Raw genomic sequence first — 12,805 nt, forward strand, 5'->3', positions numbered from 1 at the left:
ACGAGGTGGACGCTCAGCATATGATTCTATGGTAGGGACGCCGCTCCGCCGGTGTCCAGCGGTGGCGGTGTCTTGAATCCTAATTAGCTAATGAGTCAGGTGAAGTTGCTTAATGTGAGGTCTGTTATGGATTAGAAGTTTTGCGAGAAGCTGGACGCCGCGGAGCGACGTCCCTACCTATATTCTCACTTTTTTTTAAAGAGCTCGGTGTAGGCGCCAACTATTCCCATCACCATTTTATAGATGAGGAAGAGTACGGCGCCAATGACGATGAAGCCTGAGAGTAGGATGCCGACAACAACCCAGAGCGGCCACCATTTCTTTTGAAGGAAACGGGAAAACTTAGGGTTCATGGCTAGCTGAGCCACTTTTGTCATGAGGCGCATTTTGAGTGGTAGCTTACCACCCTGCATGCCGGCCATATCTGGCATGCCTCCTCCCATTGCTCCAAATGCAGCAAAGGGATTATCTGCGCCCATGTTTGGCATGCCGCCACCGGCGAAAGGAGTTTGTTCCTTTTTAGCGGCAGCGGTTTCTCTAGACTTCTTACTGTTTGCGTTGAGGACTTCGTCGATTTTGGCCTCTACGACTTTTCTATCAACGGCCATGCTTTACGACTGGAATACAGTTTTTTCAGTTACGGCATCGACCACTGTGAAGCGCTCACGGTGCATAGTAGCGTCTGTACGGAAAATAAGGCGGCCGCTGTGGCTGCGCTCGAGTTCCATGAGAAGCTTAGAGTCTTCCTTCTTGAAGCGGTTTAGCACGTCTGGGTTAACCATGACGATGAGGTCGCCTAGCTGCTCAGACTCATTGCGCTGGACCACGGTGTTGAGGCGGCGCTGAATCTCTACAGACATGGTGAGCGTAGTTTTTACGCGGCCACGGCCTTGGCAGTATGGGCATGGCTCATACATGGTGTCACGGAGTGACTCATTGAGACGCTGACGTGTCATTTCCATCAGGCCGATCGGCGAGATCTGCATGACTTGTGTTTTCGCCTTATCACGCTTGAGACGCTCTTTCATGGCGCGGTACACAGCCATCTGGTCACGGCGGTGACGCATGTCAATAAAGTCAACTACCACGAGTCCTCCGATGTTACGGAGACGTAGCTGGCGAGCCACTTCTTCAGCCGCTTCGGTATTGGTCTGAAGGATCATTTTTTCGACATCCTTAGAGCCTTTATTTCGGCCAGTGTTGACGTCGACCGCGATGAGAGCTTCTGTCTCATCGATCACAAGGTAGCCGCCACATGGGAGCCAGACTTGGCGGTGGAAGGCTTCATCGATCTGCTTCTGAACACCGATTTTGTTGAAGATAGAGCGGCGTGATGGATAGTGGTGGATACGGCGCTTCGCGCGGCGTGAGATCTTTCCTGCGACTTCGCGCATGAACTCAGTAGTCTCTAGATCATCACAGATCACTTGGTCTACTTCATCCGTGAGGAAGTCACGTGCTGTACGTTCGATGAGGCCGGGCTCTTGGAATGTACAGACTGGAGCTTTCTTAGAGTCGCGTTTGCGCTCTACTTCATCCCATTGCTCGAGCAGCATGGCGAGGTCACGTACAAAGTGGCGAGCACGTTGGCCCTGAGCGACAGTACGCATGATGATGCCCATGCCTTCTGGTACTTTGAGCTTCTGCATGATACGGCGCAGGCGTTGGCGTTCCTTGGGATCGTCGACTTTACGCGAGATTCCGAATTGCTCAGAAAATGGCATGAGGACGAGGTAGCGGCCAGCGAGTGAGACGTTTGTTGTGACACGTGGGCCTTTGTTTCCGATAGGTCCTTTAGAGACCTGGATCATGATTTCAGATCCGATCGGGTAGATGCTCGGGATGTCCTTAGAAGTGATTTTCTTCTGCTTCTTTTTCGGACGGCCTTCGCGTTCGATTTCTTCTAGGCCGCCGTCGAGAGCAGCAGGAATAGCATCCCAAAAGTGGAGGAATGCGTTCTTTTCCATGCCAATATCGACAAACATAGCCTTGAGGCCTGGTTCGATATTTTTGACAGTACCTTTGAAAATGCCACCAACGATGTTGGCGTCTTCAGTACGTTCGACCTCGTATTCTTCGAGGCTGCCGTTTTCGATCAGGGCGACACGGCGCTCAAGCTTTTCAGCATTGATGACGAGTGAAATACCTTCACGGGGGTTGGGCTCACCGAGCCCAAGAGCTTGTTTGATTTTTTTAATCATAATAAATAGTTAGAAATTCTGGAAATTGGGGTGTTTGGAAAATGGTGTAGGGATTTGGATTGAGATGGTTCTAGTTGTTTTTTAGGGACTGAGTAGCCCAAAGTTTATGTTTCTTCATAGTTCGAGATGAAATTATTCTGGAATTAAAATAGCCCTAGGCGGAGCGGAGCCTCGTAGATCTGCTTCCGCTCGTATGGTAGGGGCTGGTAATTGTTCTGTTTCTTCGGGTTCAGGATGAATGATGACAATGGAAGAAGCCTCGTCACCGGTTTCTCCATTTGCTGTAAATGCAGCCTCGAGAGGGTTATCTTCTGGTAGAGATATTTCGGAAATTAAGTCGGTGTTCCCCTTGTAAGGTGTTTGTTTTTTGAACGGAAGCGGGGTGCCTTCTTCTTGTGAAAAGAGCCCAGTTAAGATGAGTTTGACTAAGGGGCCTGCGACTTTTCCGCCGCTGCCACCACGTTTAACCGCCACGACTACGACGTAGCGTGGGTTGTCATAGGGTGCGAAGGCTACGGTCCATGCTACGTGAGTCTTGATACCTAGGTCATACGTCTGGGCTGTGCCGGTTTTTGCACCAATTATTATACCCTCAGGTACGGCGCGGCTGGCAGTGCCTCCAGATTTGTGCGCGGCGCGGCGCATGCCTTCACGGATAGATTGGAGATGCACTGGGTTCAGGCCTTCTAGAATAAGGTCTGATCTGAGTTTAGGGCGGTTCGAGATTTGAATGCCGAGGTCTGGATGGCTGACTTCCTTAACAACTCGCGGTTGGTAGAGTTTACCGCCATTTGCCACGGCACTCACTATGCAAGCCATCTGCAGCGGGGTGGCTTCTGAATCACCTTGGCCGATGGAGAGCATCCCAGTGAGGGCTGGTGTCATGACTTTACTTCTGTAGCGGCGTTGCCAGTCGACAGACCCGGGGAGAATTCCAGGGGCTTCATTCGGCAGGCGAACCCCTGTCGGCTGGCCGATACCTAAGTCTGCGTATGCTTCGACCATTTTTTCGGTGCCGAGGTTGTTGGCTATCTTCATGAAATAGGGGTTGCAGGATCGCTGAATAGCTTCTTCTAGACCTAACACGCCGTGGCCCCATGTTTTCCAACAACGGATTTTCGCGTTGCCGTAGGGAGTATGGCCAATGCAATCACAGTGCATGCCGTTTAGCCCATGCTTAGAGCCAGCAATGGCGGCGGGGATTTTAAAGGTCGAGCCAGGAGGGAAGTTGCTAATGGCTCGGTTAAGGAAGGGGGCTGACTGGTTCTCACGGTACTCCGCGTATTTGCTAGAAGTAATGTTAGGGATGAAGTCGTTTGGATTAAAGTCCGGCACAGACGCCATGGCTAAGACTTCTCCAGTTCTGGGATCCATGACTACCGCTGCGGCGCGGCCAGCTCGGCGAAGTACGGTCTCGGTGAGGTATTGGATTTTAGAGTCGAGGGTGAGTTCCACTTGGGAGCCTTGGGCTGGTTTCACGTAGTCGACCACGCGAAGGTTCTTGCCCTTTTCGTTTTTAAGGACGGTGCGAATGCCTTCGGTTCCTACGAGGTACTGATCCATCGTGGCTTCAATGCCAGAAATGCCTTTTGGGTCTCCAGTGTAGTGCTTGAAGTCAGGAGGGACGTCACCTTTTGCCCATTGCTTGAGGTATCCCATCACGTGGGAAGCGAGTGAGCCGTATGGGTATTCACGGCGTGGTGAGACGGTGACGTAGACTCCGGGAAGTTCTAAGGAATGCTCAGCAAAATGGGCAAACTGATCATAGCTAAGGTCGTCTCGAAAGACGAAGGGGACTAGTCCACCGTGGGTCCTGTAGTGCGATTCAAGTGCGCGCGCGCTGTATGTCGTATCAAGGCGCTGCTTGGCGAGGCTCGGACGAACCCAGTCATTGATAATGTCAACGATGCCGGGTGGTTCAGCGTCTTTTTCTCCTTTGTGCTGTTCATACCACCGACTAAGGAAGTCTTTGTGGATTTCCTTAATGTTGAAAACTAACTGGTAGTTCCTGTTGTTTTTCGCCAGGACTAGCCCATTGCGGTCAGTGATCTCGCCACGCACGCCTGGTTCGCGGATTTTCACCTCATAGTTGGTGGGGACGAGTTTTCTGAATTCATCCTGCCGCTCGATCTGAAAATCATAGAGAGCTGTCAATAGCACTCCAGCCCCAGCCAGCACAATGCCGGTGAGGATGTAAATTCGGAATCTGTAGCGTGTGCCTGCCATTAATTTTCTAGTTTGTAGGCTTCAGGGGTGAAGTAACGGCGATTGAGCCCATCGTAGCGGATTGTGTAGTCGAAGCATTTGGCTAGCTTGAAAAGTATCCAGAAGATGACTGGTGAGCAAAACATGGTGAGTGTGGCAGTGATCCAAATTTGGTAGAATACCTTGCTCGGAAAGCTCCATTCACCGCGGACGAAATTGATGAGTAGGTACTCGATGAGTAAATAGAGAAAAATAGCGATGCCTGAGATGATGGCAGAAATCTGCCAGATGCCCTTGCGGAAGAGTGGTTGAACCCCTTGCATGATGACTCCCATAAGACCAAACAGCAGGATCGAGTAGCCGAAGCGTAACGAGTCTGTCTGGTAAATGTAGATACTAGGGTCACCGCCTTGCGGTCCGAGGGTGTTGTTGGCGTCCCACAGGAATCCGCCAACAAAAGCGAGCATCAGCATGGGCGAGAACCCTACCGTGACTGATGCGCAGAGAAAGACTAAGTGAAGCAGGAGTATGCGTGCATCGAAGAGACCAGTCACCGCAGGCATGAACTGCTGCAAAATGCAGGCAGCGAGCATGAGGATGAAGAGGCTAATGTGGTATCTGATCACTAGTTACTGATGCCCTAACAGGACGAATACGGTGTCGAGGGCCGCAAAGTCTACCGCAGGTTTCACCAGTGCTTCTGCATCAACAGCACCGACTTCAGAAGAGACGACGGTACCAAGGTTGATGTTAGCTGGGAAGAGTCCGCCACGGCCAGTGGTAATCACTTTTGAGCCGGGTTTGATCTTCGCCTCTTTGGACAGGTAGCGCAGGCGGAGCATGGGTTCTTCTCCGTGTTGCGCACGCTGGCCGCTGAGGATGCCGACTTCTTGAGTGCCTTTTATCTTCGCAGATACTTGGCATTTCTCATCAGTCAGCAAAATCACGGTGGAGGTCTCGTCGTCAGGTCGGTCTACCTTTCCGACGAGTCCTTCTGCAGCGAGCACCGGGAGCTGGACGCTCACTTGATGCTCTTGCCCACGATCAATAGTGATGGTTTCCCACCATGTCGCAGGCTTGCGGCGTATGAGTTTTGCAGCGATAACGCTGAAAGGGGAGCGTTGCTGGAACTTGAGTGCAGCACGCAGTTGAATATTTTCTTCTTCGAGTTTACGCAAATGCGAGGCCTCGGTACGAAGTTTTACGAGTTCCGCCTCTGCCATATCAAGTTTAGCAGCGATGGTTTTAGAGTGTTCTACCTCATCAGTGAAAGCACGGGCTTTCGTTTCCAATGAGGAGCCACTTTTTAAAAATGGGCCGATAGCGGCGTAGTAGGTGTTCTGAATCTGGCGCACGCCTTCTTCACTGCGAGTGAGCGCCCAGGCGACTCCCGCAAGGAATAAAAGAAGGGTGATGAGATTCAGAGGCTTCATGCTGATTTATAGAAAGCAGACACAGTCTTTATACACTGGTTACAATGAGATGTTGATGGTTCTCGAAGTATCGGTGGTCAGGAGACCGAGCGACAAGTTGGCAAAGTATAGAGGCTTTGTCAAAAAAGCTTACTCCATATTTGTAACTCGGCGCAGGAAGTTGATTTCCTGGAGTGCTTTACCAGTGCCTTCGGCAACAGCGGAAAGTGGGTCGTCAGCAATGTGCACGGGGAGGCCCGTTTCTTGCTTGAGACGTTTATCGAGCCCCTTAAGAAGAGCTCCTCCGCCTGCGAGTACAAGACCTCTGTCCACAAGGTCAGCGGCGAGTTCTGGCGGGCATCGCTCGAGAGTGGTGCGTACTGCTTCTACGATGCGGGCGAGTGGGTCTTCCATAGCGCCGCGAATCTCTTCTGAAGAAATTTTGATGGTTTTCGGAAGGCCTGCTACAAGGTCGCGGCCTTTTACTTCCATGGTGATTTCTTTTGGGAGTGGGACTGCTGAGCCGAGACGAATCTTGATCTCTTCTGCTGTGCGCTCACCGATCATGAGATTGTAGGCGCGCTTCATGTAGGAAATGATTTCAGCATCAAGCTTATCACCAGCCGTACGTTCGGAGCGACTGTAGACGATGCCGCCTAGTGAGATGAGTGCGACTTCAGTAGTTCCGCCACCAATGTCGACGATCATGTTACCAGAGGCGTCTTGGACAGGAAGTCCCACACCGATCGCTGCAGCCATTGGCTCTTCGATGAGGAAAACTTCGCGAGCTCCAGCTTGTTCGGCAGATTCTCTTACGGCACGACGTTCCACTTCTGTGATTCCAGAAGGAATGGCAATTACCACGCGTGGATTCGAGCGGCGTTTGTTGTTAGCCTTGTTGATAAAGTGACGAAGCATGGCTTCAGTGACTTCAAAGTCAGCAATCACTCCATCACGGAGTGGGCGGATAGCGACGATGTCACCAGGTGTACGACCAAGCATGCGCTTAGCGTCATCTCCTACAGCGAGTACGATATTAGTGCCCGCTTTGACTGCAACTACCGATGGCTCGCGGAGTACAATACCTTGGTCCTTAACGATAACAAGGGTGTTGGCGGTGCCGAGGTCGATACCAATATCTTTGGAGCCCCAGCTAAAAAGTTTAGAAAACATGAATGTTGTGAAAGTTGTCGATTAGAAAGTGTACGACGTTAAGTCGAGAGAGCTTGCAGAGTGTTCTGTTCGCTTCATCGGGGAGGTAGGGCAGAAGCCCCCGATGCTGCAGGTGAATATTTGACCAAGTAGGCAGTTGGTCAAGTGGATTGTGGATGAGGACAGTTAATACTTATGAGCGGAAGAAAATCCTTTCTCTGCTAGCGGTGGCAGTTTAGGTATCTTGTTAACAAAGCGTTAGGGGTAGTTACCGCTAGCTGTTGAAATTTTAGGGAACTCTCAAATGACAAGTATTGTAATATCTAGTCAAAAAGGCGGCGTAGGAAAGACGACTGTCTCGATCAATTTAGCCTTTGCTTTTGCCAGAGCAGGTTGGAAAGTTTTATTGGTAGACGCTGATCCTCAGGGATCTGTAGGGCTATCGCTCACTCGTCAGTCGCGAAAGCTATTAGGCTTTTTTGATTACTTGAGTGACGACGAATGTAGTCTGAAATCCTTAGTCGTGCCGACGCGAATGGAGACATTTTCGATGATCCCATCCGGACAGGGCGAGGGATATGAGCTCGGTGGCGGCTATAGCGAGAGCGTAGCGGCAAAGGTGCAGAGTTTTATCGATGATGCAGAACAGGCTGGGTTTGACTTGGTTATTTTTGATAGTGCAGCAGGTCTTTTCGGTATCACTCGAGATGTTTTGGTCTGTGCAGATGCCGCTCTCGTGCCTCAGCAGGCTGAGCCGCTGGGGATTCGCTCAGTACCTAAAATGCTTCAGGGGCTCACCGATTTACGTAAATTGAATCCTAAGCTTAAGATTCTAGGAGTCTTGCTCACAATGGTTCAGCGGAATTTAGCCGAGTCTGCGGAAGCCGCAGATGCATTGAAGGAACTCTTGCCTGAGGCTTTAGTGATGAAGGAGGAGATCGCCCGGAATGATTTATTCTTGAAAGCTAGTGGTAAGGGGGTCCCGGTAGGTGTACTCCAGGGGGCTGATGAGTTTTTAGCTAACTTCAATGGGCTTCGATTAGAGATTGAATCTAAGCTTGGATTGAAACGCGATAACGCCTAACATAATTGATTAAAATGGATTCTATTAAACCATGGCTCGATACAGAGGAGTTAAATCGCTTGGCGCACGCGCTGATGAAACCAGTAGCTACAGCTGAAAAAAATGTAGTCCGTAGTAAGGCTAGCCTGGCTCTAGCTAAAGCGAGTGTGCTGGCTCAAAAAGCAGGGGTAGTGGAAAGCGCTGGGCCACGTCAGGCAGAGTTACCGGAACTAGCAAAATGGTTGAACGAAAATGCTCGATGCGAGGGTCTCTGTGTGATTGACCGTGATGGGGATATCCTTCATTCGGCGATGCCAAATGAAGAATGGACCCAGCTTTCTGTTTCGGCAGCCACTACTGGTCAACGACTCGAATCTGGCAGGTCGATGAGTGTTCGCATGAAGGTGAGCGCTGCGAATTATCTTCAGTTTATTGGCGTGGAGACTGCGCGAGGCCCGATACTCGTAGGGTTGCTTACGAGAAATATTTTGCGTGACGAGCAACTGCAAGAATTTGCTGATTTGGTGGAAGGTATTAGTCGGGCTGACCAAGTGCAGAAATAGAGAAGGTTCTTTTCCACCTATTAAGATGAAAAGCAAAAAGCTCCGAGGTTTCCCACGGAGCTTTTTTAGGTGAATAGATCAGAGTGAGCTACTAGATGTGCTGGATGACTTGCTCTTTGTTGTAACGAACTTTTGGTAGGCTGGCGTATTTGTCGTCCACCGAGCGATAGCCAAGCGGGCATGCCACTGTGGTGAAATAGCCAGTGCCTTCTAGCCCAAGGATTTTGTCATACTCGGCAGGGCTGATTCCTTCCATTGGGCAGGCGTCGATACCGAGCACGGCTGCGCTAGCCATAAGCTGCCCCAGAGCGATGTAGACTTGGTTTTTTGCCCATGTAAGAAGTTGTTCATCACTCATTTTTGCTACGAACCCGCCCATCATGTCGCGATAGAATTGGAGGTCACTTTTTTCGCCGCCACGTACTTCATGCGTGCGGTCTATGAATGCATCGAGTTCTGAGCCCGTGACTGGAGCTTGAGCGGTGAGAACTATCAAGTGAGAGCAGTCTACCACTTGTTGTTGATTCCATGAATGAGGTAGAAGCTGCGCTTTGATATCGGGGTCAGTGATGACAAGGAATTTCCATGGCTGGAGTCCAAATGAGGAAGGGGTGAGTACGAGGCTGGCCTCGATAGCTGCCCAAGTCTCAGCCGAAATCTTTTTTTCAGGGTCGAAGGCTTTCGTGGCATAGCGCCATTGTAGGGTGTCGAGTAGTTCGGATGGTTTCATGAGTAGTTTATTGGCTTGTGCCGGCATCCAGTGAGAATGGGAGGTTGACGGTAGGAAGGGCGTTAAGTGAGATGTTTATTAGGGCGCCATATTCTTTCTTGAGACGATTGTCTCGCTGGAACATCCCTAAGCCCATTGTCCAACTTTGAAAATTTCGGTAGATGGAGTACTCTTGGCGCTCGAGTACATTGTCGTCGAGTTGGTACTGGTGATAAGTCGCGAAGCTCCACTTATGATTTAGCCTGAAAAATATTCTGCTGTTGACCTGATTGCTATCAGCGATTTCTGGATGGTTGCTCAAATAACTATGACCAAGTCCAAGTTCTAGATTTTCTGTAGGGAGGATACTTAGAAAAGTGGAGAGCTCAGTGAACCCTTGACCTGATACAGGGAATTGTGTGTTTAAACTTAAATAAGTCCAAGGGACAGGGCTCCATCTAAGGTCATTGTAAAAATTGGAAAATTGACGATCAAACTCAGGGTCGTTTAGAAATGCATCGATGTAGGAATCAAGAGTGAGCCATCTGTGTGTGCCTCCATTACGCTTCGTGAGTAGAGTGTTTCTCGTGCCTAGTCTAGCAATTGACCAGTTCTTATAGTCATCAATAGCAGTGTACCTGGAGACATCTAGTGGGCGAGGGCGCTCAGTGGCCGTGAGTCGATCTATTTTCGGCTGATCGTCGTCTAGTTCATCGGTGGCGAGAATGGAGATGTTGGTGTAGGGCTGGATGACGTGGAGTAATTCATCTAATCCCCAGCGGTTGCTTTTGATTGATGAGTATTTACGGCTTATTTTTAGGGCTGCATCTAGGCCTATGTGTCCCAGGGGGGCGCTGTATGATTGGTCTTGATCTCCTTCATCCCAGTAATAGGTGTATCCTGCACCTGCGCGTGGGGTCACGGTGAATCCATCGGCTATTTCGATAGGGCGTGATAGTTCCTGATAGGTGTGGAGTCTGCTAAATTTTTTATCTGCTAAGTTATCGTAAATTTCGCTGCCGTCTGTGGAGCTAATGTTTGTACTAGCCAGTTCACTTTTTAAATCATCTTCCACTACATCTCCTAGGTCTTCACGATAGATCCCGATAGAGCTAGAGCCTTCATGCAGTATATTTGTCCCGAAGATGGGCCTTTTTACTTGGTCTAAGTAAATCTCTGGTAGGCGAGAGTCTGCTTGGTAAAAATCATTGAGTTGAACACGTGCAAAAACCCCAGCTTGTAGATAATCCCTTCTGTGCTGATAGCCGAGGATGTTGTCTGGTCTTGGGTTTAGGGTGTATTGGTTTGGGTCAAAATCCTGTAAGTAATACTGGTCGCTAAGATAGGTGAAATTAGCATCAATGATATTTTCGCTATCAGGTGAGTTCGACCAGTCATACCTATTTTTAAATTCAATTTTATAGCGATTGTCGCTGATTGACTCTCTCGGAATTCCATTGCGTGAAATGGTGGGGTCCAGGTCGTTGGCGTAGTACGTTCTCAACCAGCCTAAGTTGCTGTTGTCGCCTAAGCGAGTGTCGCTGAGGTCTAAACCTGCTGCGAGACCTCGTTTGCTTCGGATGTCGAATTTCCACTCGGAGAGTAACCACTGATCTTCTTTGCGGCCAGTGACTGGATTTTCAGTGCCGCCCAACATGATGTTATATTGGTTTAATAGAAAGGGCCCCCAGTTGGATTTCACCCCTGGTTTGAACTGGTAGCCTAATCCCGTGTCTAGGGACTGCTTTAAATAGGGGAGCCAGAATATTGGGGTATCTCCTGCTCTTAGAGTTAAATTACGAAAGACTATTTCTTCATCTGGGTAAATTTCTACTTTTTTAGCCTTTAGCCAGAAATTTGGATTCTCCTTGTCGTGGGTCGTTAGGCGAGAATTTGTCCCTATATATGCTAGCTTCCCATCAATTACTTGGGATTTGAAATTTTCAGAATCTAATAGTATTGGATCCATCCCTGTTTTGAGATTTGAAGTATCTAATTTCTCAGTGTCGTAGTTGTACGATGCAGAGCTACCAATGTGTAGGGTCGAGTTTTGATATACCTTGACGTTGCCCCGTAGGTGGAGAGTACTTTTTTTTGAATCGACGAGAGCTTGGTCTGCAAAGATCTGCATCCCATTGTTAGCGTAGACTTGAACTCCGCCAGGGTAGCGAACTAGGCCAGTGTCATGATTGTACTCGGCCCCGTTTTCGGAAGTGATCCGGAGGTTTTCAGGCATCGTTGGACTGAGTTGGAGGCTAAAACCACTCGGTTCTAATTCTTGCCCAAAGCAAGAGGTGCTTAACAAAATGGATGCTAGGCTGGCAGCGATGCGATTCATGCGTGCTATTTAGTGTTGGTGTATCGCACTAGTAAAGATGAAATGGGTAAATGCTAAGTTGACCTCGAGCTATCTAACGGACACCTTTAGGTTATGAGAAAGTCTGTTGGGATTATAGGTGCTTCAGGGCTCTTGGGTATAAAGCTTGCAAGAGAGTACGAGGCTATTGGTTGGGAGGTTGTTCGTTTTTCGAGAGTCGTGAGGGAAGAGCCAAGCCAGACTTGGAAGATATTCTCTCCAGAGACTCTAGCGGGCCTGAATGTTTTGGTGAATTTAGCTGGTGAGCGCATCGATACACGATGGACAGAAAAGAATAAAAAGAGGTTCTGGGTAAGTCGAGTAGGTGTGACTGAATGCATTGCTCAGTATATTTCAGGTTTGCCGGAAGAGTCTCGCCCTCAAGTCTGGGTGAATGCATCAGCAGTTGGTATCTATGGAGGTGGTGGGGATAGTGAACTAGATGAAGCCAGTGAGGTGGCGAGCGGGTATTTAGCTGACTTGTGTGATCATTGGGAGAAGGCGACGAATTCGCATGTGGTAGATCCATGTCGCGTGGTGCAGGTGCGCATTGGTGTGGTGCTGGGCAGAGAGTCAGCCGCGTGGCGCAAAATGGTTTCAGTCTTTAAGCTAGGAATAGGAGGAAGGTTGGGAAGTGGTCAACAATGGTTTCCGTGGGTCCATCTAGATGACATTGTCGGAGCTATCATTCACCTAGTTAAGAAGGAGGATGCAAATGGGCCCTATAATATAGTAGCACCAGAGCAATTGAGGAATGTGGAGTTTACTCAAGCTCTAGCTCAGGAGTTAAGGCGCCCGGCTTGTTTTCCTGTGCCAGTTTTTGCATTGCGCATCGTTCTTGGTGAATTTGCAGGCGCATTACTGTCGAGTCAGCGTGTGAAATCACAGAAATTGAGCGATTCTGGCTATAAATGGCGTTATCCTGACCTTAAATCCGCCCTATCGGCATTAAATTCTAAGTGAGTTTCACCAGAAACACTGCAGTTTGATGCGGTGAGTAGAAAAGCTTACACTGGCTATATATTGTGTTTTCAGTGCCTTGCGAGAAATGATGAAAAGAAAGTGATAGAAAAGTGTCGAAAGGACTTGCGTGGAGCTCTGGAATATGTAGATTGCGCCCCGCCTCACCCGCCTCGGGGAGCGC

At 49.4% G+C, this 12,805-nt stretch carries 11 protein-coding genes; 3 read left to right on the plus strand and 8 right to left on the minus strand.

Annotated features, from left to right (window positions below; all coding sequences use genetic code 11):
• Positions 1-185 precede the first annotated feature (185 nt).
• The 6 genes from ACSHX2_RS09280 to ACSHX2_RS09305 form a co-directional block, all read right to left on the minus strand.
• Positions 186-608: a hypothetical protein gene (locus ACSHX2_RS09280; RefSeq protein WP_435692655.1), complete on the minus strand. Its 423-nt coding sequence runs from the start codon at positions 606-608 to the stop codon at positions 186-188.
• A 3-nt stretch (positions 609-611) separates the two neighbouring features.
• Positions 612-2,201: an Rne/Rng family ribonuclease gene (locus ACSHX2_RS09285; RefSeq protein WP_435692656.1), complete on the minus strand. Its 1,590-nt coding sequence runs from the start codon at positions 2,199-2,201 to the stop codon at positions 612-614.
• A 132-nt stretch (positions 2,202-2,333) separates the two neighbouring features.
• Entirely contained in the window at positions 2,334-4,427 is a 2,094-nt protein-coding gene (gene mrdA / locus ACSHX2_RS09290; RefSeq protein ID WP_435692657.1) for a penicillin-binding protein 2, read from the minus strand.
• Positions 4,427-5,032 carry a hypothetical protein gene (locus tag ACSHX2_RS09295; protein ID WP_435692658.1) on the minus strand — a complete coding sequence of 202 codons (606 nt, stop codon included), beginning with the start codon at positions 5,030-5,032 and terminating at the stop codon, positions 4,427-4,429. The genes mrdA and ACSHX2_RS09295 overlap by 1 nt, the downstream gene beginning before the upstream one ends.
• Before the next feature lie 3 nt (positions 5,033-5,035).
• Complete coding sequence (mreC, locus tag ACSHX2_RS09300; protein WP_435692659.1) at positions 5,036-5,839, minus strand: rod shape-determining protein MreC; 804 nt, start codon at positions 5,837-5,839, stop codon at positions 5,036-5,038.
• Positions 5,840-5,968: 129 nt separating this feature from the next.
• A complete protein-coding gene (locus ACSHX2_RS09305) occupies positions 5,969-6,991 on the minus strand; it encodes a rod shape-determining protein (RefSeq protein WP_435692660.1) in 1,023 nt (340 codons plus the stop codon).
• Between the two features lie 283 nt (positions 6,992-7,274).
• On the opposite strand from ACSHX2_RS09305, the gene ACSHX2_RS09310 reads away from it, so the two are divergent.
• Positions 7,275-8,054 (plus strand): ParA family protein, encoded by a 780-nt coding sequence (locus ACSHX2_RS09310; protein WP_435692661.1) that lies wholly within the window; start codon positions 7,275-7,277, stop codon positions 8,052-8,054.
• Between the two features lie 14 nt (positions 8,055-8,068).
• Entirely contained in the window at positions 8,069-8,596 is a 528-nt protein-coding gene (locus ACSHX2_RS09315; RefSeq protein ID WP_435692662.1) for a hypothetical protein, read from the plus strand.
• A gap of 91 nt (positions 8,597-8,687) precedes the next feature.
• Here the strand turns inward: ACSHX2_RS09315 and ACSHX2_RS09320 are convergent, their stop codons facing one another.
• The gene (locus ACSHX2_RS09320) at positions 8,688-9,326 is read right to left on the minus strand and encodes an NAD(P)H-dependent oxidoreductase (protein WP_435692663.1); all 639 of its coding nucleotides are present in this window, start codon (positions 9,324-9,326) and stop codon (positions 8,688-8,690) included.
• A 7-nt stretch (positions 9,327-9,333) separates the two neighbouring features.
• Positions 9,334-11,643, minus strand: a complete 2,310-nt coding sequence (gene lptD, locus ACSHX2_RS09325; RefSeq protein ID WP_435692664.1) for an LPS assembly protein LptD — start codon at positions 11,641-11,643, stop codon at positions 9,334-9,336.
• A 93-nt stretch (positions 11,644-11,736) separates the two neighbouring features.
• Here lptD and ACSHX2_RS09330 point away from each other — a divergent pair, with 93 nt between their 5' ends.
• Positions 11,737-12,624, plus strand: coding sequence for a TIGR01777 family oxidoreductase (locus ACSHX2_RS09330; protein WP_435692665.1), 888 nt, complete (start codon positions 11,737-11,739; stop codon positions 12,622-12,624).
• Positions 12,625-12,805: the final 181 nt, after the last annotated feature.

Origin of the sequence: Rubritalea sp. (genome assembly GCF_051252225.1) — a bacterium.
Lineage (GTDB): Bacteria > Verrucomicrobiota > Verrucomicrobiia > Verrucomicrobiales > Akkermansiaceae > Rubritalea.

Excerpts from the sequence above, each read along its gene's own strand:
- ACSHX2_RS09280 (WP_435692655.1), bottom strand. The coding sequence starts at position 608 with ATGGCCGTTGATAGAAAAGTCGTAGAGGCCAAAATCGACGAAGTCCTC.
- ACSHX2_RS09285 (WP_435692656.1), bottom strand. The coding sequence starts at position 2,201 with ATGATTAAAAAAATCAAACAAGCTCTTGGGCTCGGTGAGCCCAACCCC.
- mrdA (WP_435692657.1), bottom strand. The coding sequence starts at position 4,427 with ATGGCAGGCACACGCTACAGATTCCGAATTTACATCCTCACCGGCATT.
- mreC (WP_435692659.1), bottom strand. The coding sequence starts at position 5,839 with ATGAAGCCTCTGAATCTCATCACCCTTCTTTTATTCCTTGCGGGAGTC.
- ACSHX2_RS09305 (WP_435692660.1), bottom strand. The coding sequence starts at position 6,991 with ATGTTTTCTAAACTTTTTAGCTGGGGCTCCAAAGATATTGGTATCGAC.
- ACSHX2_RS09310 (WP_435692661.1), top strand. The coding sequence starts at position 7,275 with ATGACAAGTATTGTAATATCTAGTCAAAAAGGCGGCGTAGGAAAGACG.
- ACSHX2_RS09315 (WP_435692662.1), top strand. The coding sequence starts at position 8,069 with ATGGATTCTATTAAACCATGGCTCGATACAGAGGAGTTAAATCGCTTG.
- ACSHX2_RS09320 (WP_435692663.1), bottom strand. The coding sequence starts at position 9,326 with ATGAAACCATCCGAACTACTCGACACCCTACAATGGCGCTATGCCACG.
- lptD (WP_435692664.1), bottom strand. The coding sequence starts at position 11,643 with ATGAATCGCATCGCTGCCAGCCTAGCATCCATTTTGTTAAGCACCTCT.
- ACSHX2_RS09330 (WP_435692665.1), top strand. The coding sequence starts at position 11,737 with ATGAGAAAGTCTGTTGGGATTATAGGTGCTTCAGGGCTCTTGGGTATA.